Source organism: Pseudomonas fluorescens, assembly GCF_000802965.1.
In the GTDB taxonomy this organism is placed as follows: domain Bacteria; phylum Pseudomonadota; class Gammaproteobacteria; order Pseudomonadales; family Pseudomonadaceae; genus Aquipseudomonas; species Aquipseudomonas fluorescens_A.
Genome location: NZ_JSAK01000045.1, coordinates 42,922 through 65,160, shown reverse-complemented (window position 1 = coordinate 65,160; position 22,239 = coordinate 42,922). Strand labels below are relative to the sequence as shown.

The window sequence follows — 22,239 nt, the reverse complement described above, 5'->3', positions numbered from 1 at the left end:
GGAGCTGGCTTGCTAGCGATAGCGGCCGCAAAAGCGTCGCAACGTTTGATGGCCCCATCGCCAGCAAGCCGGCTCCTACAGAATCGGGTTCGCAGGGATGAATCGGGTTCACGCGGTTGAACCGTATGAGCTGGCTTGCTAGCGATGGCGTCCTCATGAGCGACACAACGTTTGATGGCCCCATCGCCAGCAAGCCGGCTCCTACGGGTCCGTGTTTTGCGCGGAATCACACGGTGCGGCCTGGCATACCCCCCACAGAGCATTTACATGATCGAAAGACACCCTCTTCTGCGCAGCCTGGCGATTTACCGGGAAATGCCCTGGCGCTTCGCCCTGGTGGCGGCGCTGTTCGTTGCCGTGAACCTCGGGCTGGTTTGGCAGCAATGGCTGATCGGGCATGCGGTGAACGATGTCAGTGCCGGCCGCGCGGTAATCCGCCACGCCGATGGCAGCCTGGACGCCAGCCTCGGCTGGTACTGGTTGTGGCTGATGCTCGCCGTGGCCGTGGGCCGTGGCGTGTTGCAATACGCTGCCAGCGTGTTGTCGCTGGTGCTTAGCCAGGAACTGCTGACGCGTCTGCGCGAACGCATCCTGCAACAGGTCCAAACGCTGCATCTGGGCTATCACTGGCAACACGGCATGGGTGAAATGATCACGCGCACCACCCGTGATGCCGACAAGGTGCGCGACGCGCTCATCAGCTTCTGGCGCCAAGTGGTGGAAACGCCACTGGTGGTGCTGGCAACTGTCGGTTTGCTCGGCTGGTACAACCCACTGCTGGGCCTGGTCCCGTTATTGCTGACCGTGTTCGGCCTGTGGATTTTCGTGCGCCAGACCGAACGCCTGGTCAGCCTCGATCGGGCGGTTGGCGAAGCCTATGACCGGGTCAATCAGGACCTCAGCGAAGGCATCAGCGGCGTGCGAGTGATCAAGTCGTTCGGCCTGGAACACAGCCGCATTCAGCGTTTCGCCTCGCAAGTCGCGGTGTTCGCCGACCATGCCCGCCTCGCCCTCGCCTACTCCAGTTCGCGCATCCCCCTGCCCCAGGCAGTCGTCGCATTGGGGCATGTGTGGATTCTGATTTACGGTGCCCACCTGGTAGCTGCCGGGCAGTTGGGCATCGGCGAATTGGTCACTTCGCTGCTGATCGCCACCACCCTGGTGTTTCGCATCGAAGGCATTGGCCGCGTCATGCAGACCTTCGCCGATGCCCGCTCCAGCGCCGAGCGCATCTGGCAATTGCTGGACGAACCAGCCGCGATTCGAAGCGGTGCCGACAGCCTGCCCGACTCGCCACTGGGACTGAAACTGGAGCACGTCAGTGTCAGCGCGCCCGGTGGTGGGCGAGAGATTTTGCAGGACTGTTCGCTGACATTGCAGCCGGGTGAAATCGTCGCTCTGGTGGGTGCGACAGGCACCGGTAAAAGCCTGATGGCCAGCCTGTTGCCGCGCCTGAGCGACATCAGCTCCGGTCGCTTACTGATCGGTTCGGACAGTGCCGGTTGGCAGGACATTCGTCAGTTGAACCTGGACGAACTCAGGCGCCGGGTGCATGTGGTGCCCCAGGAAAGCTTTTTGTTTTCGGACACGCTCGCGGCCAACCTGCGCCTGACTGCACCGCACGCCAGCGATCAACGATTGCGTCACGGTTTGCGCCTGGCCGCCGCCGAAGATGTACTCGAACGCCTGCCCCAAGGTTTGGCCACGCCGCTCGGCGATCGTGGCGTGACGCTGTCTGGCGGTCAGCGTCAGCGCCTGAGCCTGGCTCGTGCGCTGCTCGGCGAGCCGGACATCCTGTGTCTGGATGACGCCACCAGCGCGCTGGATGCGATCAGCGAACGCCAGGTGCTGAACAACATTCGTCAGCTACGCCGTGATCAGGGCCGCGCCACCACCTTGCTGGTGATCTCCAGCAAGCTCTCGACCATCCTCCTGGCGGACCGCGTGCTGATGCTCCAGGACGGCCGGATCGTTGCCAACGGCACCCATGCTGAACTCTTGAAAACCCATCCTGACTACCGCGACTTGCTAGGGATCGACCATGGCTAACCCAATCGCCGGCAAAGCCTTGAGCGATATCGAAATAGAAGAAATGCTGGCCAAAAAGGCCCTCGACCGCAGCATGTTCAGTCGGCTGCTGCCACTGCTTAAACCGATTCGCCGGCACATTGCCGGGGTCATTGGCATTGAGCTTTTGCTGGTCTTCACCGTGTTCCTGCGCCCCTGGTTCGTCCGTGAATTGCTTGACCGCGGGCTGATTCAACAGGGCGATCACTGGTTGCTTGATGAGCGCCTCGTGCTCTGGCTCGGCTTGGGGCTGGCTGCCAGTTGGCTCGGGCGATTCCTGCTCGCCGGGGTCTCGCAGTTTGTAGCCGGCAGTGCGGCGATCCGGGTTTTGAATGACTTGAGGGTGCGGGTATTTGCCCATGTCCAGAGCCTGAGCGTCAGCTATTTCGACCGGACCAAGGCCGGACGGATCATTTCCCGTGTCGACCGGGACGTCGATGCCCTTGAACCGCTGCTGATCCAGGGCCCGCCTGAATTGCTGGGCGCCTTGCTGCGCTGTGGACTGGCGTCGGTGATGCTCTGGCGAATCGACCCACGGTTTTTTCTCAGCCTGGCGGCCACGGTGCCGTTGCTGGTGCTGGCGACCTGGAGTTTCAAACGCATCTCCCAGCGCAACTGGGCCAGGGTCGCGGAGAACCGCAGCCGGTTCACCGCGCATCTGGTGGAGAGCGTGAGCGGCGCGCGCATGTTGCAGCAATGCGCCCAGCAAGCCCCGAACCTGCGGCGCTATCGGGGTCTGCTGGATGACTTCAATCAGGCGCTGATTCGCGGCAACTTGCGCTCCGGCTGGTTCGCCCCCTTTACCGCTCTGCTCAGTTCGGCGGGCATGGCGGTGCTGTTGCTGGTGGGCGCTTACGGGCTGGCGCAGGCGGATGTGACCGTGGGCCAGATCGCGGAGAGTCTGTTTTATGTGTTTCTGTTCCTCGGGCCATTGCAGGAACTGTCGGACCTGTTCGAGCGCTACGCCACGGGTTCGGCTTCGGCACAGCGGATCTTCCTGCTGCTCGACACCCGACCGGAAATCAACGACAACGCGACACCGCAACGCGTGGGCAGGGCCCGGGGTGAAGTGAGTTTTGAACAGGTGCGCTTCAGCTACGATGCCAACAGCTCTTCGCCGGTGATCAACGACCTGGACCTGCACATTCCTGCGGGTGAGGTGCTGGCAATTGTCGGTCCATCGGGCCACGGCAAAAGCACGCTGGTGCAGTTGCTCACGCGCTTTTATGAGGTGCAGTCGGGCGCGGTCCGGCTTGACGGTATTGATGTTCGCCACCTGACCCAACATGAACTGCGGCGCAATGTCGGCGTGGTTTTGCAGGACAATGTGTTGTTCAGCGGCAGCATCCTCGACAACCTGCGTCTGGCATCGCCCCACGCCGACGACGCGAGTCTGATTGCAGCTGCCCGGGAGTTGGGCGCAGATGAAGTGTTGGAGCGCCTGCCACACCAGTACCAGACTGAAGTCGGGCCACTGGGCGGGCACTTGAGCCATGGCCAGCGACAGTTGGTGTGCCTGGTGCGCGCCTACCTTGCAGACCCGGCGGTGCTGGTGCTGGACGAAGCGACGTCAGCCGTCGACATCCATACCGAGCGTCGAATACAGCGAGCATTTCGCCGACTCTGCGAAGGTCGCACCGCCATCATCATCGCCCATCGCCTGGCCACCATTCGCGATGCCGACCGCATCGCGGTCATTCGCCAGGGTCGCCTGGTCGAACAAGGGCCGCACAGCCAATTGATCGATCAGGGTGGCGCTTATGCGGCGTTGTACCAGACCTATTTGCGCAGTGCCGAAGCCGGCTCGTCCATCGATGAGATCGTCGCCACGGCATCTGCATGATTGAAACCGCCATCGTCGGAACGCCGCCCGCAGCAAGCCGGCGCCTACACAATCGGGTTCACACGCGGACCTGTAGGAGCTGGCTTGCCAGCGATGGCGTCCTCAACACCACGCAAAATCCAAAGGCCTCATCACCAGCAAGCCGGCTCCTACACAATCGGGTTCACACGCGGACCTGTAGGAGCTGGCTTGCCAGCGATGGCGTCCTCAAAACCACACAAAACCCAGCGGCCTCATCGCCAGCAAGCCGGCTCCTACAAGGTTGGGTGCGATGTATGCCCTGCTGCACGCTGAGCAACCATTGCTGACCGACTGCTGCCACAGAAGCACCCCTCGCCTTCACCCCCTCCGCATTCCAGCCAAACCCCCGACCCCATTGACCAAAACCCGACTCAACGACCATGGCATGCCCGTTGCAACCACCCCGACAAGACGTCCTCGCACCTGCGCGACGCAACGCGTACTTGAATCAGGAGCACCCCATGAGCACTGAGTTTTTCTGGCGCCTGCCGCTGGGCACCGATGGTCCGCAACTGACCACCGACAAACACAACCGCGGCAATCCGCACTATCGTCCAGGCAACATCGCACCCGGGCGCTTGCCCAACGGTGACCCCGACGACTTCACCTACATCGACTACATCGCCCAAGTCGCTAAAGCCGCCGAACTGGCCGGTTTTGAAGGCGCCTTGTTGCCCACCGGCCCGGAGCCATGGATTGCCGCAGCGGCCCTCGCTCGGGAAACCCGCCGGATCAAATTCCTGATCGCCTTCCAGGCCACCTGGACCCTGCCGGCCTACGCCGCGCAACAAGCGGCCATCTTGCAAAACCTCAGCCGCGGTCGCCTGGAGTGGAACATCATCACCGGTGGCAACCCGGCCAGTCAGCGGGCCAACGGCGACTTCCTCGAACATGACCTGCGCTACAAGCGCACCGGCGAGTTCCTCGACATCATCCAGGGGCTTTGGGAGAACGAGCGCTTCTCCTATGACGGCGATATCTATCAGCTGGAGAACGGTGCCCTGCCCCACGGCCTGCAAGACGAACGCAAGCCCGGCGTGTACTTTTCCGGATTCTCCGACGCGGCCCTGGATGTTGCCGCCAAACACGCCGACGTTTACTTGAACTGGGCCGAGCCCATCGACAAGCTCAAGCCGCACATCGAACGAGTACGTGAACTGGCAGACAAACAGGGTCGCAGCGTGCGCTTCGGTCTGCGGGTCGACCTGTTTGCCCGGGAAACCGAAGAGTTGGCGTGGAAGGATTTGCGTCGCCAATTCGACAAGCTCGAAGGCAAGAGCAGCGTGGTCGCCAAGGGTTTCACCAGCGGCTCCGACTCGGTCGGTGGCGCACGCCAGACCGCCTACCACCAGAACATCGATCGTTTCGACGACCTGATCATCGGCCCGAACCTGTGGGCCGGTTTCGCCAAAGCCAAACCGGGGCCGACCGTGGGTCTGGTGGGCAGCCACGAGAACATCGCCGAACGCCTGGTGGAATACCGCGACGCCGGTTTCTCGACCTTCATCCTCGCCGGCAACCCACACCTGGAAGAGGCCCTGCGCATCGGTCAGGAAGTCCTGCCGCTGGTGCACCAACGCCCTGCCGTGCAACCGGCATCTCACTTGAAGGCCAGCGCCTGAACGCTGCGGGAGAATGGCTCATGACTCACCCCCTCGACACCCTCTGGTACACCCGCTGCCCGGTCCCCACCGGTCTGGGCATCGCCGTGCAAAAAGGCTGGCTGCAAGACACCGTTGGCGCCTTGGGCACGCAGGTTCAGTCATTGCGCGAATCCACCGACAAGGCGGTGCGCGAATCGCATTTCGATCACACCCTGCGCAACTCGGTACGCCATGGCGGCAATATCCCGGCGATCTGGGCCCGGGCCCAAGGCCGGGAGACGCGGGTCATCGGCCTGTCCTGGGCTGATGAAGTACAACTGATCCTGACTCTTCCAGACAGCGGCATTAAAACCGTCAAGGACCTCAAGGGGCGCCGTTTCGGCCTGCCCGACTGGGCAGGTGCACAGATCGATTTCACCCGCGCCCAGGCCCTGCGCGGGCTGGAAAACGCCCTGCTGCTGGAAGGTCTGCAGGTCGGCGATGTGCAACTGGTGAACTACCGCTATGAGGGCACGTTCAGCGATCCGCAGGTCAGCACCGTGAACGGCACACCGGTCAGCACTCAGCGGGTCGAAGGACGCAACCTGGAATTGGTCGGTCTGCTGCGCGGCGAAGTCGATGCGATCTTCCTCAAAGGTGCCAGCGCCGCCCGGCAGGCCAATGAGTTCGGCCTGCATACGGTCATCGACACCGGCTCGCACCCCGAGCCACTGATTCGCAGCAACAACGGCACGCCTCGCACACTGGCGGTGGACCTGAACCTGCTGGACAACCACTTCGATGTGGCCACCGGCATTCTCGATTCCGTACGACGCGCGGAACTTTGGGCCCACACCCATCCGGAAGAAACGCGCCGCTACCTGGCCCGCGAAACCAACAGCAGCGAGTACTGGGTCAGTGCCGCTTACGGCAACGACGCCCACCTGCGCTTGCGCACCGACCTGGACGATCAGGCCATTGCCGCCCTGCAGGACTTCACCCACTTTCTGCATCGCTGGCGCTTCATCCCGAAAAGCTTCGACGTACGCGACTGGATCGATCCTCGTCCGCTGGGCGCATTGCTGCAAACCCACACTGCACTGGCCGGGTAACCCGCCAGGTTTCATGGACTCGAACTGAAGGCCTTTATGAGCAAACCACTCGATACGCTTTGGTACACCCACAGCCCGGTACCCACGGGACTGGGCATCGCCGTGCAGTCCGGTCGTCTGGCGGAAGCCTTTCAGCCGTTCGGCACCAACATTCAATCCCTGCGCGAGTCCAGCGAACGGGAAGTTCGCGAAGCCCACTACGACCATCACCTGAAAAACTCGGTGCGTCACGGCGGTAATATCCCGGCCATCTGGGCCTACGCCAGCGGCGTACAAACCCGGGTATTGGGGCTGTCCTGGAGCGACGAGGTGCAGTTGATCCTGACCACCGCGGAAAGCGGTGTGAAGAGTGTGCGCGACCTGAAAAACCGTCGCTTCGGCGTGCCGAAATGGGCCAACGTGCAGATCGACTTCACCCGCGCCCAGGCCCTGCGCGGGCTGGAAAACGCCCTCAAGCTTGAAGGCCTTGAGGTGTCGGACGTCGAGTTGGTGGACTACCCCTATGGCGGCACCTACAGCGACGAACAGAAACAGCATGTCTACGGCTCGGAAGTCAGCCTCGGCGTGACGCGCTTCAGCCGTCGCAACAACGAGCTGATCGGTCTGTTGCGTGGCGACATCGACGCGATCTTTTTGAAAGGCGCGCACGCCGTGCACCTGGCCAACGAGTTCGGGTTACACGTGGTCATCGATACCGGCTCGCACCCTGACCCGTTGATTCGCTCGAACAACGGCACGCCACGGACCCTGACCGTTGATACTCACCTGCTGCATGAGCATTTCGACGCCAGCGTGAAAATCGTCGATACCGTGCTGCGCACCGAGCAATGGGCTTGGGCCAATCCGGATGAAACCCGGCGTTTTCTGGCCCGTGAATTGAACACCAGCGAGTACTGGGTTGCTGCCGCCTATGGTGAAGATGCCCACCGGCGTTTGCGCACGACCCTCGATACCCGTTCCATTGAGGCGCTGCAGGATTTCACCGATTTCCTGCATCGCTGGGACTTCATCCCGCGGCGATTCGATGTTCGGGATTGGATCGATTTCAGCGTGCTGGAAAACGTCATTGGCTCTACTTCACGCCTGGCGGTTTGAGTTCTTCGTCGCCAGCAATACCGCTATCGCCAGCAAGCCGGCTCCTACAGGTCATGTGCAAACCTTGTAGGAGCCGGCTTGCTGGCGATGGCGTCTTCAAGGTCAGTGAATTGTTGGCCTGGCAACACTCCTTCACTCAACGCTTGCTGCTCCAGCAACACCCGCCAAGCAACTTATGTTGAATCTTCGGCAGACTCTTTTAGCGTGGAGTGGATCCAACTAACAAAACCTTGCAAACCCTCAAACATCACAACTTTCGAAAAATTTAATACCCTTTAAAACCAATCACTTAACAAAACTAACCTATCCAAAAAATCACTTGGCACGATCTCTGCTCTACCCCCACTAGTGAAACATTATTGGGGGAGACTTAAATGCATAAACTTAATCCAATCACCAAGAGTATCTGGCTGACCTTATTACTGGCCGGGGGCGGCGTCAGCGAAGGATTGCTGGCAGCAGAAACCACAGAAACCGACAGCAGCAAAACCGCCACCGAGCCTTCACTCAAGACCGTCACCGTGACCGCTCAGCACCGTGAAGAAACCCTGCAAGAGATTCCGGTGGCGGTGTCAGCGATACAAGGCACCAGCCTGGTAGCCGACGGCGTGCGCAACATGGGTGACATCACGACATTCGTGCCCAACACCTCAGCAAAAAACCCGGACGGCGATGGCCGGCCACGTTGGTACATCCGTGGTCTCGGCACCGGGGATACCGGTGCTGCAACGGTTTTCCCGGTGGGGATCTACGCCGATGACGTCTATCTGAACGCACCCATTGCCGGCGGCGGGCCGTTGTTCGACCTGGAGCGCATCGAAATTCTGCGGGGGCCGCAAGGCACGCTGTACGGCAAAAACACCACCGCCGGTGCGGTGAACGTCATCTCGAAAAAACCGACCTTCGACACGGACGGTTTCGGCACGATCGGCTTTGGCACGAAGAACGAACGTATCGTCAGCGGTGCCCTGGGGGGAGCACTGGTGGATGAGAAACTCGCGGCGCGAATCGCGTTGTACTCCGAAGAGCGTGACGGCTTCCAGGACAACCTGGTGGACGACAACACCTACGGCGACGTCAACAAGAAAGCCGTTCGCCTGCAGTTTCTCGCGCAGATAAATGATGATCTTGAGGCGCTGCTGAAGGTCCACAGTCGCGAATACAAAGGCGATGGCAGCAACGGCTCGCTATCCGTCGGACGCTACTACAACGTCGGCTACGAAAGACCCAGCGGACGCGATATCGCCCTCAACGTGAATGAAGATTCCAAGCTCAATCACGACGGCACTTCGCTGACCCTGAACTGGCATCTGGGTGATTACACCCTGACCTCTATCAGCGCCTATGACTACATTCGCGGGCAGTCCACCAGCGACGCCGACTACACCCCCTATGAGGTCAACGGCGCGGCGATTGCCGATAACAAATACTCGCAGTATTCCCAGGAACTGCGCCTGGCCTCGCCGCAGCAGGAAACCTTGCGCTGGTTGCTGGGTGCGCATTACTTCCACGAAGACCTCGACAGCTCCGCACAACGCATCATCACACCCGGCCCGACGCCTAACGGCACTGGCTCCAACCAGACGGGCGGCGCCACCGCCTTTCGTGACCTGAGCTACGACCACACCACGGACAGTTACGCGTTGTTCGGCAACCTGACCTACGACTTTACCGATAAGTTCTCCGTGACCGGCGGCCTGCGCTGGACCCAGGAAAAGAAAGACATCGACCTCGACCTGACCCAACTGACCCGCATCACCGCTAACGGCCCATTGGTGCCGCTGGCCGGAGTCGGCACCAATGGCAATCGCCAGGAAAACAATACCTGGGAAGACTGGACCTATGACCTGACGCCGGAATACCGGATCAACGACAACCTGCGCGTGTTCTTTCGCTATGCCCACGGCTTCCGCTCCGGTGGTTTCAACACCGGCCTGTCCACCAGCCTTTCTCAGCTGACTACGGTGGATCCGGAACAACTCGACGCCTACGAAATCGGCCTCAAGTCTGAATGGTTCGACCATCGCCTGACGGCCAACGCCAACATCTTCTATTACGACTATTCGGACATTCAGGTGAACCTGCTGACGGTCAACAACGGCGTGCTCACCACGGCTTTGACCAACGGCGCCAAAGGTAAGGTGAAGGGCGCCGAGCTGGAACTCGAAGCCCAGCCGACCGACTACCTGCACTTGCGTGCGGCGGTATCGTTCCTCGACACCGAATACACCGATTTCAAAAACACCAACCCCAACACCGGTGTCGTCACCGGGGACTACAGCGGCAACAGCTTCGTACGCTCGCCGCGCAACGTAGTAGCGCTGGGTGCCGACTACACCTTCCCGCTGGAAATCGGCGGCAAGTTGGTCGCCGGTGGCGACGTGAGTTTCCGTGACAAGGAATACTTCCTCGCCGACCGCCAGAGCAGTGCCGACAAGACCCTCAGCCAGGCGCACTACACCCTGGCCAACACTCGCCTGACCTGGTTCAGCCCGGATGAAAAACTGAGCGTCACGGGGTTTGTGAACAACGTCACTGACCGTCGGTACCAGGTTCACGGCCGCCCGAACGGCACCCTGGGCCAATACGTCATCACCTACGGCGACCCACGCACTGTCGGCCTGAGCGTGACCAGTCGCTTCTGATTCCTGTGGCACCACGCAACCCCTTGTAGGAGCCGGCTTGCTGGCGATGAGGCCCTTGAGGCGCGCATCGCCCTGAAGGCCGCCATCGCTGGCAAGCCAGCTCCTACAGAACGTCTTCGATGTCCGGAACTACACAAAACCCTGTGGGAGCCGGCTTGCCGGCGATGGGGCCCGCAAGCCTTGCATCACCCTGACGACCGCCATCGCTGGCAAGCCAGCTCCTACAGAACGTCTGCGATGTCCGGAACTACACAAAACCCTGTGGGAGCCGGCTTGCCGGCGATGGGGCCAGCAAGCCTTGCATCGCCTTGACGACCGCCATCGTTGGCAAGCCTGCTCCTGCGACGCCTGAAAGGAATTTACCCATGTTTCATCGCACCCCGTTGGCCGGCGCTATCGCGCTGGTCATTGGCAGCCTTGCCATACCTGTCGTTGCTGCCGAAACCCAACCCGGCGCAACCGGCGACCACCTGGACACCGTGGTCGTACTCGGCACCCGTCGAAGCGATCTCACCGCACTGGAAAGCGCCGCACCGATTGACGTGCTGTCTGGCGAGCAGCTGGAGCAGAGTGGCTCCAGCGACCTGTCCGGTGCCCTCGCCGCCCTGTCACCGTCGTTCACCTACCCGCAATCACCCCAAGGCGCCTTTGCCGGCTCCATCGCCCAAGGTGCGTCGTTGCGGGGCCTGGCATCAGACCAGGTGCTGGTGCTGGTCAACGGCAAGCGCCGCCACACCAGCGCCAACGTTACTCGCCAGAGCCTGGTTAACGGACGCGGCGCAGCGGCGGTCGATTTAAGCCTGATCCCTCTGAGCTCGATCCAGCGCGTGGAAATCCTGCGCGACGGTGCGGCAGCCCAATACGGCTCGGACGCCATTGCCGGCGTGATCAATATCGTGCTCAAGGAAAAGGACGAAGGCGGCAACCTCGGATACCGCTTCGGCGGTTACGACAAGGGCGATGGCATCCAGCGCAAATTCAGTGGCTGGAAAGGCCTCGCCCTGCCCAACGACGGTTTCCTGACCTTGAGTTTCGACGCCGGCAGCCAGGACCCGGCCAGCGACACCAACCCGGACAACCGGATCTTTTACCCCGGCTCCACCAGCATCAACACGCCCCGTGAACAGAACAATCGTTACCGCACCTGGCGCTGGGGCTCGGGCAATGTGTCGGACCAGTACAACTTTGCCTTGAACAGCGAAGTCGGCATTGGTGAAGGTCTGACCGCCTATGGCTTTGCCACCTACTCCCACAAAAACACCGACGCCGAAGGCTTCTTCGATCCGCCCACCACCTTGCGCAACAACTACAGCAGCACCGCTTTGCAACGCTTCCCGGACGGACGCCTGCCCGTCACCCGCTACTCGCTGGAAGACTATGCGCTGACCGGCGGACTGCGTTACGAAGACGCACAGCTTGGCAAATTCGACTTCGCGGTGAACCATGGCGACAACACCCTGGATTCCACCGACCACAACGCGATCAACCCCAGCTGGGGCGCCAACAGCCCGGAAAACATCTACACCGGCAAACGTGAGGCCGACCAGACCAACGTGACCCTGGACTGGGTGCGGGACTTCCCGACCGACCTGTTGTTCAAGCCGCTGACCCTCTCCGCCGGCCTGGCCTGGCGTCAGGAGAACTATGAGCTGAGCGAAGGGGAAGCCGCTGGATGGCATAACGGCCCGCTCTTCAACACCGTCGACCCGATTACGCAGCGGCGCATACCGGGTTACTACTCGGGTATTACCCAAGTCGATTCGGCCTCGCTGGATCGCAACGTATTCGGCGCCTACGTCGATGTCGAAGGCCAGATCACCGAGAAATTTCAGGCCGGCGTCGCGGTACGCACCGAGCACTACTCGGACTTCGGAGACACCACCAACGGCAAGCTGTCCTTGCGTTATGACTTCACCCCGCAGATCGCCGCCAGGGCCACCGCCAGCACCGGCTATCGCGCGCCTTCCCTGGTGCAGAGTGGCTTGTCGTCATTCAGCGTGCAGGTGGTGGAGCAACCGCCGGGCAGTGGCAACTTTGTCGAAGTGCAGCAACGAACACTGCGCGCCAACAGCCCGGAAGCGGCACTGCTGGGAGGCAAGTCGCTGAAACCGGAGGAGTCGACCAGCTATTCCCTGGGCCTGGTCTGGCGACCACTGCCCAACGCGTCGGTGACGCTGGACGCCTACCGCATCGATATCGATAACCGCATCACGCTTTCCGACCAATTGCCCGCGTCGGTGGTGTCGCCGATTTTTGCCGGTACGCCCTACGCGAATATTCAAAGTGCGGCCTTCTACACCAACGTCGCCGACACCCGCACCGACGGTGTCGAACTGGCCAGCAACTATCAACTGGACCTGCAGCAATGGGGGCAACTCAACCTCAACGCCGGCGTGAGCCAGAACAACACCAAAATCACTGCCTTGGGGGATGTCGGCAACATCAAAGGCTCGCAAATCATCGGCCGCACCACCCAAGGCCTGATCGAAGATGGCACCCCCGAAACCAAGCTGGTCTTGAGTGCCAACTGGCTGTATGAAGGTTGGGGCGTCACCGTGGCCCAGCGCCGTTATGGCGAATGGAAAAGCCTCAACGCCACCAACCCGAACCTGGACCAGACCTACAGCCCGCAATGGGTGACCGACCTGGACCTGTCCTACACCTTCGACAAAACCCTGAAGGTTTCGCTGGGTGCGATCAACCTGTTCGATACCCACCCGGACAAGGCTGAAGGTACGCAGTTGTACGGCGTACCGAAGTACTCGATCACCAGCCCTGAGGGTGCCCAGGGCGCGTTCTATTACACCAGCGTCAGTTACGAGTTCTGATGCGACTGCTGGAGGGGTGTTGCTGGGGCAGCAGCCAGTGTTGATGAAGCACCATTCGGTGTTGTTCATTGCGACGCCATCGCCAGCAAGCCGGCTCCTACAGGGTGGCGCGTGACCTGTAGGAGCCGGCTTGCTGGCGATGGCGTCATCAGGTTCGACAAACCGTTCGGCACTGGCACAGCTCTTGCGATACCCCTTCGGTACTTCGCCGAAATAAGACCTGCCATGCGTATCCAACGACTGTTGTCTCCCCTGACCTGGCTCATCTCCCCTGTTGCCCTGCTGTTGCTCTGGGCAGTGGTGGCCGAGGCCGGAATTTTCCCGCGCAACCTGTTGGTCCCTCCGGCGCAGGTGTGGCGAACCTTCGAAGAGCTGTCGGCCAGTGGTGAGTTGCTCGAACACCTGCTCAACAGTTTGTCGCGCCTTGGGCTGGGCTTCGCCATCGGCTCTTTGTCGGGCCTGGCGTTCGGCGTGCTCATGGCCTTGTCGAAAACCGTCGAGAACTATTGCTCGCCGCTGTTCCACACCTTGCGCCAGATTCCGAGCATCGCGTTGATCCCGATGTTCGTGCTGCTATTCGGTATCGATGAAACTTTCAAGATCATCATCGTCGCCAAAACCGCGTTCTTTCCGGTCGCGTTGGCCGCCAGCGAAGGCGTCAAGGCCATTCCGCGCAGTTACTTCGAAGTGGCTGACGTGTATCGACTGCGCTGGCCGACGTTCGTCCGCGAGATTGCCCTGCCTGCTGCGGCGCCACCGATCATTACCGGGTTTCGCATCAGCCTGACCCGCGCCTGGGTGGTGCTGGTGGCCACCGAGTTGCTGGCCGCCGACAGTGGCCTGGGGCAGATGATTGAAATGAGCCGGCAAATGCTGCGCATCGATGTGGTGATGGTTGGCGTGGTCGTCACCGGCGTTATCGGCTTTGTACTCGACTTCAGTTTTCGCCAACTCGAACAGCGGATGTTCCGCTGGCAGACCCGCTAGGAGCCGCCGATGTCTCGACTATTTGCCAAATCCCGTGGCCTGCTGCTGCCACTGTTGTTGATCGGCACCTGGGAGTACCTGTCACGCCAGGGCGCCGCCGGGGCTTACGCCTTTGTGCCGTTGTCGGCGATTGGCTCGGCGTTGATCGAACTGCTGGCCAATGGCGAGCTGCTGGTGAACCTGTTGGCCAGCCTGGCCCGCACCAGCACTGGTCTGGCCCTGGGCATTTTCTTCGGCGTACTGCTGGGGGTGCTGATGGCGCTGTCAGCCGTGGCCAATCGGTTGATCGGGCCGCTGTTCCATTCGATCCGCCAGGTGCCGATGCTCGGCTGGATTCCGCTGATCGCCATGTGGTTCGGCAATGGCGAGTTCTCCAAGGTGCTGATCGTCAGCCTCGCGGCGTTTTATCCGATGGTCCTCAACACCTGGCAAGGCTTCAGCCATGTCGAGCAGCGCTACCGTGAAGTCGGTCAGGTTTTGGTCCTGAGCCGCTGGCAACGGTTCCGTCATGTGCTGCTGCCGGCGGCGCTGCCGAGCATTGCCACCGGCGTGTTGCACGCACTGGCGTTTGCCTGGGTCACCGCCGTGGGCAGCGAGTTGTTTCTGTCGTCAGGCGCCGGCCTGGGCAACCTGATGATGAACGCCGAAGCCGGCTCACGCATGGAGGTCATCGTCCTCAGCGTGCTGTGCATCGGCCTCTGTGGCTACCTGATGACCCTGCTATTCACCCTTCTTAGCCGCCATTTGCTGCGCTGGCGCAACACTCGTTGAAAGGCCATTCCATGAACGCAATTGCCCAACATACCCCGCTACACAGCACTCCATTGCAGTCGGGTGCTCTGCACATTCGCGGCCTTAGCAAGGCTTATCGGATCGAGGGCAATCCTCTGCCGGTGCTGCACAACATCAACCTCGACGTCCGCCCTGGCGAGTTCGTCAGCATCGTCGGTGCCAGCGGCTGCGGAAAATCAACCCTGCTGCGGCTCATCGTCGGGCTGGAGGCCGATTACGAAGGCGACATTTTGCTGGATGGTAAACGGATCGTCGCCACCAGCCTGGAACGCGGGATCGTGTTTCAGGACCATCGCTTGTTTCCGTGGATGACCCTGAGCCAGAACATCGCCCTGGCCTTGAAGAATCACCCGTTGTCTCCAGCGGAAAAACACCGGTTGGTGGCTGAGCACATTGCCCTGGTCAACCTTGAAGGCTTTGAAAACGCCTATCCGCACCAATTGTCCGGCGGCATGGCGCAACGAGCAGCCATCGCCCGCGCGTTGATCAATAAACCGAAAGTGTTGTTGCTCGACGAACCCTTGGGCGCTCTCGATGCGCTGACCCGGGTACGACTGCAACACGAGTTGCAGCGCATCTGGGTCCAGCAGCGCTGCACGGTGATCATGGTCACCCACGATATTGAAGAAGCGCTGTACCTGGGGGACCGGGTGATTGTCATGGACGCCCATCCGGGACGGATCAAGCACGAAATCAAGGTCGACCTGCCACACCCTCGGGACCGTTCTTCATCGGTATTGCAAGGCTACAAGGAACAACTGCTAGAGGAACTGGTGGGCCATTGAACCCCGAAGCAATCCGTCCAAGCGTAAAAAAACCGAAGCATCACAGGAGTACGTAAATGGGCAATGTCCAGAGCCCCGCAACGCTGCCGCGGGTATTCCAGAGTCCAGGGCCGGGAGAGCTGCTCAACCTTGGCCGGGTCTTCCGGGAACCCCTGGCGCTGTCGCGACTGCACAGCACGCCCAAGGGAGTATTGAGTCGCCGCGAAGTCGTCCTGCTGGGGATCTTCGCGCTGGTGCTGCATGGCGCGGTGATTGTCTGGGTCAGCCAGACATCGACGCCGCCACTGCCCGTGGTGCCGCCGGAGATTCCGCCGATGACCATCGAGTTCTCGCAACCGGCGCCACCGGTGGTGGAGCCGCCACCGCCCGAGCCGATTCCACAGCCAGTGGTCGAACCGCCACCACCGGTGGAGGATGAGTTGGCCGTGAAGCCGCCGCCACCCAAGCCGATTCCCAAGCCCAAGCCTGTGGTCAAACCGGTGCCAAAACCTGCGCCGAAACCAGTGACCAAACCGGTGGAGCAGCCGCCAGCAACGCCCGCGCCGGCCCAACCGGTCGCCGCACCAGCGCCTGCGGCGCCTCCCGCCCCGCAACCAGTCACCCCGGCATCGGCCAACGCCGGCTACCTGAACAACCCGGCACCGGAATACCCATCGCTGGCGATGCGTCGCGGCTGGCAAGGCACTGTGTTGTTGCGCGTTCATGTACTTGCAAGCGGCAAGCCCGGTGAGATTCAGATCCAGAAAAGCAGCGGCCGTGAGCAACTCGATGACGCCGCACTGGCAGCGGTCAAGCGCTGGAGTTTCGTCCCGGCCAAACAGGGCAACGTCGCCCAGGACGGCTGGGTCAGCGTGCCCATCGATTTCAAGATCAAGTAGCAATCAGCAACCCAGACACCTGGCGACAGCGGGCCACCCCACAAAAGGAGCACCGCCACTCAGCACCCAATATCAGAGAACACAGACCATGAATCTTCTCGCTTCCCCTTTCGAATCCATCGAACACGCCGTCATCTGGCTGTTGATCCTCTTCTCCATTGCGACCTGGGGCCTGGCCTTGCTTAAAGGTTTGCAGTTCGTCCGCCTCAAGGCGCAGGATCGAAAATTCCACCGGCAATTCTGGGCCGCTTCGAGCCTTGAGTCTGCTGCCGAATCCGCCAACAGTCTGCCGGGCGCCGCCGCTCGCGTGGCGCTGGCCGGTTATGCAGCCATTCAGACCAGTGACAGCCACGCCACCGACCTCAGCCAGTCGATCAATCATCAGGATCGCCTCGAACGTGCCCTGCGCCAGCAGATTGTGCGTGAGCGGCGCTCTCTGGAAACCGGCCTGGCGATCCTCGCCAGCATTGGCAGCACGTCACCCTTTATCGGTCTGTTCGGCACGGTTTGGGGGATCATGTCGGCATTGAAAGGCATCAGTGCGGCGGGCTCGGCGAGTCTGGAAACCGTGGCCGGCCCCATTGGCGCCGCGCTCGTCGCCACGGGTGTGGGGATTGCCGTCGCGGTACCGGCAGTGCTGGTCTACAACTACTTTTTGCGTCGACTGAAACTGACGGCAGCGGATCTGGATGACTTCGCCCACGACTTCTATAGCCTGGCGCAAAAGCATGCCTTCCGCGTACGGCTGCAACCGATAGCAGGCAAATCCGGCACCACCGTCGCCGGGCAGAAAGTCAAGGAGGCGTCCTGAAATGGCCTTCTCTACTCAAGACAGCGATGAAGTCCTCAGCGAGATCAACGTCACGCCTTTGGTGGACGTCATGTTGGTGTTACTGGTGGTGTTCATCGTCACCGCGCCACTGCTGACCAATTCGATTCCGATCAACTTGCCAAAAACCGAGTCGGTTGCACCGGTGGAGCAAAAGGATCCGCTGGTGGTGAGCATCGACGACAAGGGCAAGGTGTTCATCAACAAGGATGAAATCCAGCCGGATTTACTGGAACCCAACCTCAAGGCAGCCAAGACCAAAGACGCCGAAGTCCGCGTGCAACTGCAAGCGGACAATGGTGTGAATTACGGCGAAGTCGCCAGGGCCATGGCGTCCATTGAACGCGCGGGGATTACCAAGCTCTCGGTGATCACCGCGAAATAGTTGAATGGTCGCTGAAGCCTGGCTCATCATCCTGAAGCGCCAGGTCATCAATTAGAGTCTGCGCCGGGTTGCGCTAACTCATCATGTCAAGGATAGTGCTGCGGCTAATCTGAGTCGCCAGCACAAGGGTGAACGGCTTTTGCCCTCGGATCGCGGCTAAAAAACAACTAAAATATTTCACTGTGGTGTCGATTCATCCATTCAGTTGCCGTCATGGCGACGCCACAAATCTGCCTGAATATTAGAAATTCATAGTATTGCGATCTTGTACTAGAGTCTTAGCTTGAGCGCTTTATTGGGCTGTGAAATGCCAAAGGCTTAATCATGCGCATAAAATTCCCCAGCCTCCCTGCCCTCGGTGTTTACCTCGCCCTTGCTTGCCTTTTTGCGGGCGCATGGCTCACCCACCCTGCCCCCGGCCATTCTTCCTTTGCCCGGATAACTCCGGTATCGGCTGTGCCGGATACAGTGGTCAAGCCCATCTATACCAGCCGTTTCGCCTCCTCCGGGTTGGTGGACTTCGTGCACTCCTCGGCGGTCACTGCCTTGCCTGACGGGAGCCTGATGGCGGTCTGGTTTGCCGGCTCTCGCGAAGGCGCAGCCGATGTGCAGGTGCGCTCCGCACGTTTCGACGTGAGCACCGGCGAATGGGGACAGGAACAGGTGATGGCGACCCGGGAGTCGACCCAGCAAAGCACTCGCAAATACATCCGAAAACTGGGCAACCCGGTGATCGCACTCGCGCCAGACAATCGCCTGTGGCTGTTCTACGTCTCCGTGTCCATGGGTGGCTGGGCCGGCAGCGCGGTCAATGTGATGGTGTCAGACGACTTCGGTGAGCATTGGTCGGCGCCGCGCCAATTGATCACTTCACCCTTTCTGAACATCAGCACCCTGGTCCGCTCGGCGCCGGTGTTTCATGTCGATGGCTCCATTGGCTTGCCGGTTTACCACGAGTTTCTCGGCAAGTTTGCCGAATACCTGTACTTGAGCGCAGACGGTGAGGTGATCGATAAATTCCGCATCAGCCACGGCAAAAACTCATTGCAACCGGCGATCGTTGCGCTGGATGGCCAGCGCGGTATCGCCTTCTTGCGCTATGCCGGCACGACCCACCACCGAGTCCTGGCGAGCCGCACTGAAGATGCCGGGCAAACCTGGAGCGAACCTTTTCCGCTCGTTCCTTCGAACCCCAACTCCTCGCTGGCGGCTGTGGCAACTCCCGACCAAAGATTGCTGGTTGCTCTCAATGACCTGCAAGAGGGACGCTTCAAGCTGAGCCTGTATGTCACCGATGCGAAGATGACCGATTGGCGCTTGTTGCACGATCTGGACAAATCACCGGATCCAGAGGGTGATCCGTTTTCACCCCTCGCCTACAAGGAAATCATCAAGATAGAGTTCCGAGGATCCAGCGGCAAACTCCGAGAACCGCTGGAGGCGCAATTTCTCGCCAACCTCGACAACCGTGTCTGCAAAAACCGAGGGTGTGAGTTTGAATATGAATACCCGTACTTCATTCGCAGTCCCGACGGGATGTATCACTTGGTTTATTCCTGGAACAACACTTTCATCAAACACGTCACCTTTAACGATGCCTGGCTGTCCGAGCGTCTCAAATGATTAGTCTGTGGCAAGCCCATGCAAGCTTCGCGATGATCATCTTCCTGATACTGCCGTCGTTTGGACTGAACAGGGGCTGGCGCATCGCGCTGCTGCTTGCATTACTGGCCATCAGCTTCTTACCGCTGGGCGGACTATCGCTGGCCGTTTACCTGCGCAGTCATATCGATGACCTTGCGATCACCTCCTTGGTGTTCATGGGCTGGGGGTGCTTGCGTCGACTGGGGATGTTGCCGCCTGCGCAGCATGGGCAAACCCGCGTGTTGATTCTTTTCGCCGCGATGGCCCTGGTGCTCTATCCGGCGACCATGGGCCTGAGTGATCTGGACCCTTACCGATTGGGCTACAGTCCGCGTCCCTTGCTGATTTTCGTCGCGCTGCTGACGTTTGGTCTGTTTTACCTGCGCAATTACCTGGCCGTCGTGATGCTGGCTGGCGCGACCCTGGCCTTCGTCCTCGGCACCAAACCTTCGCACAACTATTGGGATTACCTGGTCGATCCGCTGCTGGGCCTGTATTGCTGCCTGGCACTACTGATGCTCGCGGCGCGCCGGGTTTATCGCCGACTTACCACGCTGCGCGGCTCAATGCGCAACGGATCCATTTGAATCAACGAATTTTTTAATAGGGAAACAGGCATGGCTTGGCTCAAATCGAGACGTCTGCATTATTGGCTGGGCGCAACAGCGATCGCGTTTGTGCTGTTTGCACTGCTGCGTGTGATGTTCTTTATCGGTTTTTCCGGTTTCGACGCCAACGCCCTGAGCGACGAGAACGTACTGACAACCTTGGGCATCGGCTTTCGTTTCGACTTGCGCCTGGCCATTCTGGTGATGCTGCCGTTGGCGTTACTGGCCTGGTTACCTCGCTGGAACCTTATCGGCAGCCGCTTTCTTCGACTCATCGCACGCCTGTATTTGGTGGTGGTCCTCAGCGCTGTGCTGCTGATCTACATCATCGATTTCGGTCATTACGCGTACCTTGGCGTCAGGATCAACGCGACCGTGTTGCGCTTCATCGAAGATGCGCAAATATCCCGCGACATGGTCTGGCAAACTTACCCTGTTATCTGGATTTCACTGGGCTGGCTGGCCACCGTCGCCTTCGTGACACTGGCCATAATACGTCTGGAACGCGTCACGCTGGATCGCCCCCGCACAGCCATTCACCCGCTCTCCGCGACGTGGGGTGGTGCAGTGATGGTGGTGCTGGTGCTGCTGGGTATTCTGGGTCGTGTCGAACACTTGAACCTTGAAAACCCGGTGCCGCTGCGCTGGAGCGATGCGTTCTTCTCGGGCAATAACCAGATCGCCGCACTGGGCCTGAACCCGGTGATTTTCCTCTACGACACTGTGAAGGTCGGCCAGTCGCGTTACGACGAAGCGCAGGTGCGTGAACATTACGCGGTCATGGCCAGCTACCTGGGCGTCGACCAACCCGATCCGCAGACCCTGAACTTCGTCCGCCACCAAGCACCGCAACCCTACAAAGTACCCGGTTCGCGGCCACCTAACGTGATGTTCATCATGCTGGAGTCGCTGGGCACCAGCGCCGTCGGGGCCTATGGCAACCCGATTAATCCAACGCCCAACATCGATCGCCTGGCCACGCAGAGCTGGTTCTTCAAACACTTCTATGTACCGGTGACGGGCACTGCAAAAACTGTCTGGGCCAGCATCAGTGGGGTGCCGGACGTGACGCGACATGAAACCGCGACGCGCAATCCCCTGATCACCAAGCAAAACACGCTGATCAATGCCTTTAACGGTTACGAGAAGATTTACACCATTGGCGGCAACTCCGGTTGGGCCAACATGAACGCCCTGATCAGGCAAAGTATCGACGGCGTTCGCCTGTTCGATGAGCGCGACTGGAAGTCACCGGTGGTGGACGTCTGGGGCATTTCGGATCTGGACCTGTTTAAGGAAACCGACCAGATCCTGCAAGCGCTGCCCAAGGACAAACCGTTCTTCGCCTATGTGCAAACCGCCGGTAACCACCGTCCCTTCACCATTCCAAAGAGCAACGACGGATTCGAGGTCAAGCACCCTACCCTGGAGGAAGTCCAGGCCGCAGGTTCGCGCAGTGTCGACCAATACAACGCCGTGCGCCTGCTGGACTTCAATATCGGACGCTTGATGGAAATCGCCAAGGCCGGCGGCTGGTACGAAAACACCATTTTCGTGATGTTTGGCGACCACAACACCCGGATCGCCCAGATCCCTTTCCTGGCCCCGGCCTACGAGCAATTGGGCCTGGAAAGCAACGCGGTGCCGATGCTCATCCACGCGCCCGGCATGATCGGGACGCGCAAGGTAGAGGAAGCCGTTGGCCTGGTGGACTTGCTGCCAACCGTGGCCGGTATGGCCGGCATCGAGTTTCGCAACAGCGGCATGGGCCGTGACATCCAGCAGCCCGCACCCGAAGGGGAACGCGTGGTGCCCTTGGTATTGCGTGAAGGCACGTTCCCGTTGATTGCCGGCGTGACTCAGCACTACATGGTGCAGATGGAACACGACGGCAGCTCGCCAACTCTCCATGATCTGGCTTCACCGACACCGCTGGACAACGTTGCCGCGCAAAACCCCGAAGAGTTCAAACGACTCTCAACGTTGACCCGTGCCATGCATGAAACCTCACGGTTGATGCTGTACCAGAACGTGCGCAAGTAACGGCTTGCCCGTGGCAGGTAGCAGAGTGCTTAGCCAGCATTTTTGCTACCTGACCGGGACGAGTGAACTCTGCGCTTCACGATCAATGTCCGTC

At 60.4% G+C, this 22,239-nt stretch carries 16 protein-coding genes; all 16 read left to right on the top strand.

Annotated features, from left to right (window positions below):
- The first annotated feature begins 267 nt into the window (after positions 1-267).
- The 16 genes from NL64_RS28720 to NL64_RS28645 all read left to right on the top strand — a co-directional run bounded on the left by NL64_RS28720 (position 268) and on the right by NL64_RS28645 (position 22,145).
- Positions 268-2,049 carry an ABC transporter ATP-binding protein gene (locus NL64_RS28720; protein WP_034151442.1) on the top strand — a complete coding sequence of 594 codons (1,782 nt, stop codon included), beginning with the start codon at positions 268-270 and terminating at the stop codon, positions 2,047-2,049.
- Positions 2,042-3,910, top strand: coding sequence for an ABC transporter ATP-binding protein (locus NL64_RS28715; protein ID WP_034151441.1), 1,869 nt, complete (start codon positions 2,042-2,044; stop codon positions 3,908-3,910). The genes NL64_RS28720 and NL64_RS28715 overlap by 8 nt, the downstream gene beginning before the upstream one ends.
- 482 nt (positions 3,911-4,392) lie before the next feature.
- On the top strand, positions 4,393-5,553 hold the full coding sequence (locus NL64_RS28710) for an LLM class flavin-dependent oxidoreductase (RefSeq protein ID WP_034151440.1): 1,161 nt from the start codon (positions 4,393-4,395) through the stop codon (positions 5,551-5,553).
- Between the two features lie 20 nt (positions 5,554-5,573).
- Positions 5,574-6,626, top strand: coding sequence for an ABC transporter substrate-binding protein (locus tag NL64_RS28705; RefSeq protein WP_034151439.1), 1,053 nt, complete (start codon positions 5,574-5,576; stop codon positions 6,624-6,626).
- Positions 6,627-6,662: 36 nt separating this feature from the next.
- Positions 6,663-7,721 (top strand): ABC transporter substrate-binding protein, encoded by a 1,059-nt coding sequence (locus NL64_RS28700; protein ID WP_034151438.1) that lies wholly within the window; start codon positions 6,663-6,665, stop codon positions 7,719-7,721.
- A gap of 374 nt (positions 7,722-8,095) precedes the next feature.
- Entirely contained in the window at positions 8,096-10,366 is a 2,271-nt protein-coding gene (locus NL64_RS28695; RefSeq protein ID WP_034151437.1) for a TonB-dependent receptor, read from the top strand.
- A gap of 365 nt (positions 10,367-10,731) precedes the next feature.
- Positions 10,732-13,194, top strand: coding sequence for a TonB-dependent receptor plug domain-containing protein (locus NL64_RS28690; protein ID WP_034151436.1), 2,463 nt, complete (start codon positions 10,732-10,734; stop codon positions 13,192-13,194).
- A gap of 225 nt (positions 13,195-13,419) precedes the next feature.
- The gene (locus tag NL64_RS28685; RefSeq protein ID WP_034151435.1) at positions 13,420-14,181 is read left to right on the top strand and encodes an ABC transporter permease; all 762 of its coding nucleotides are present in this window, start codon (positions 13,420-13,422) and stop codon (positions 14,179-14,181) included.
- 9 nt (positions 14,182-14,190) lie between these two features.
- Entirely contained in the window at positions 14,191-14,952 is a 762-nt protein-coding gene (locus NL64_RS28680; protein ID WP_034151434.1) for an ABC transporter permease, read from the top strand.
- An 11-nt stretch (positions 14,953-14,963) separates the two neighbouring features.
- A complete protein-coding gene (locus tag NL64_RS28675) occupies positions 14,964-15,758 on the top strand; it encodes an ABC transporter ATP-binding protein (protein WP_034151433.1) in 795 nt (264 codons plus the stop codon).
- 56 nt (positions 15,759-15,814) lie between these two features.
- On the top strand, positions 15,815-16,636 hold the full coding sequence (locus NL64_RS28670) for an energy transducer TonB (RefSeq protein ID WP_034151432.1): 822 nt from the start codon (positions 15,815-15,817) through the stop codon (positions 16,634-16,636).
- A gap of 88 nt (positions 16,637-16,724) precedes the next feature.
- Entirely contained in the window at positions 16,725-17,447 is a 723-nt protein-coding gene (locus tag NL64_RS28665; RefSeq protein WP_034151431.1) for a MotA/TolQ/ExbB proton channel family protein, read from the top strand.
- Between the two features lies 1 nt (position 17,448).
- Positions 17,449-17,850 carry an ExbD/TolR family protein gene (locus NL64_RS28660; RefSeq protein ID WP_034151430.1) on the top strand — a complete coding sequence of 134 codons (402 nt, stop codon included), beginning with the start codon at positions 17,449-17,451 and terminating at the stop codon, positions 17,848-17,850.
- 324 nt (positions 17,851-18,174) lie between these two features.
- Positions 18,175-19,473: a sialidase family protein gene (locus NL64_RS28655; protein WP_034151429.1), complete on the top strand. Its 1,299-nt coding sequence runs from the start codon at positions 18,175-18,177 to the stop codon at positions 19,471-19,473.
- Complete coding sequence (locus tag NL64_RS28650; protein WP_034151428.1) at positions 19,470-20,081, top strand: hypothetical protein; 612 nt, start codon at positions 19,470-19,472, stop codon at positions 20,079-20,081. Before NL64_RS28655 ends, NL64_RS28650 begins: the two co-directional genes overlap by 4 nt.
- 30 nt (positions 20,082-20,111) lie before the next feature.
- Positions 20,112-22,145 (top strand): LTA synthase family protein, encoded by a 2,034-nt coding sequence (locus tag NL64_RS28645; RefSeq protein ID WP_034151427.1) that lies wholly within the window; start codon positions 20,112-20,114, stop codon positions 22,143-22,145.
- Positions 22,146-22,239: the final 94 nt, after the last annotated feature.

What these genes read in the sequence shown, in the direction of transcription:
- NL64_RS28715 (WP_034151441.1), top strand. Translation starts at nt 2,042, where the DNA reads ATGGCTAACCCAATCGCCGGCAAAGCCTTGAGCGATATCGAAATAGAA.
- NL64_RS28650 (WP_034151428.1), top strand. Translation starts at nt 19,470, where the DNA reads ATGATTAGTCTGTGGCAAGCCCATGCAAGCTTCGCGATGATCATCTTC.
- NL64_RS28645 (WP_034151427.1), top strand. Translation starts at nt 20,112, where the DNA reads ATGGCTTGGCTCAAATCGAGACGTCTGCATTATTGGCTGGGCGCAACA.
- NL64_RS28695 (WP_034151437.1), top strand. Translation starts at nt 8,096, where the DNA reads ATGCATAAACTTAATCCAATCACCAAGAGTATCTGGCTGACCTTATTA.
- NL64_RS28680 (WP_034151434.1), top strand. Translation starts at nt 14,191, where the DNA reads ATGTCTCGACTATTTGCCAAATCCCGTGGCCTGCTGCTGCCACTGTTG.
- NL64_RS28660 (WP_034151430.1), top strand. Translation starts at nt 17,449, where the DNA reads ATGGCCTTCTCTACTCAAGACAGCGATGAAGTCCTCAGCGAGATCAAC.
- NL64_RS28670 (WP_034151432.1), top strand. Translation starts at nt 15,815, where the DNA reads ATGGGCAATGTCCAGAGCCCCGCAACGCTGCCGCGGGTATTCCAGAGT.
- NL64_RS28690 (WP_034151436.1), top strand. Translation starts at nt 10,732, where the DNA reads ATGTTTCATCGCACCCCGTTGGCCGGCGCTATCGCGCTGGTCATTGGC.
- NL64_RS28700 (WP_034151438.1), top strand. Translation starts at nt 6,663, where the DNA reads ATGAGCAAACCACTCGATACGCTTTGGTACACCCACAGCCCGGTACCC.
- NL64_RS28665 (WP_034151431.1), top strand. Translation starts at nt 16,725, where the DNA reads ATGAATCTTCTCGCTTCCCCTTTCGAATCCATCGAACACGCCGTCATC.
- NL64_RS28705 (WP_034151439.1), top strand. Translation starts at nt 5,574, where the DNA reads ATGACTCACCCCCTCGACACCCTCTGGTACACCCGCTGCCCGGTCCCC.
- NL64_RS28655 (WP_034151429.1), top strand. Translation starts at nt 18,175, where the DNA reads ATGCGCATAAAATTCCCCAGCCTCCCTGCCCTCGGTGTTTACCTCGCC.
- NL64_RS28685 (WP_034151435.1), top strand. Translation starts at nt 13,420, where the DNA reads ATGCGTATCCAACGACTGTTGTCTCCCCTGACCTGGCTCATCTCCCCT.
- NL64_RS28675 (WP_034151433.1), top strand. Translation starts at nt 14,964, where the DNA reads ATGAACGCAATTGCCCAACATACCCCGCTACACAGCACTCCATTGCAG.
- NL64_RS28720 (WP_034151442.1), top strand. Translation starts at nt 268, where the DNA reads ATGATCGAAAGACACCCTCTTCTGCGCAGCCTGGCGATTTACCGGGAA.
- NL64_RS28710 (WP_034151440.1), top strand. Translation starts at nt 4,393, where the DNA reads ATGAGCACTGAGTTTTTCTGGCGCCTGCCGCTGGGCACCGATGGTCCG.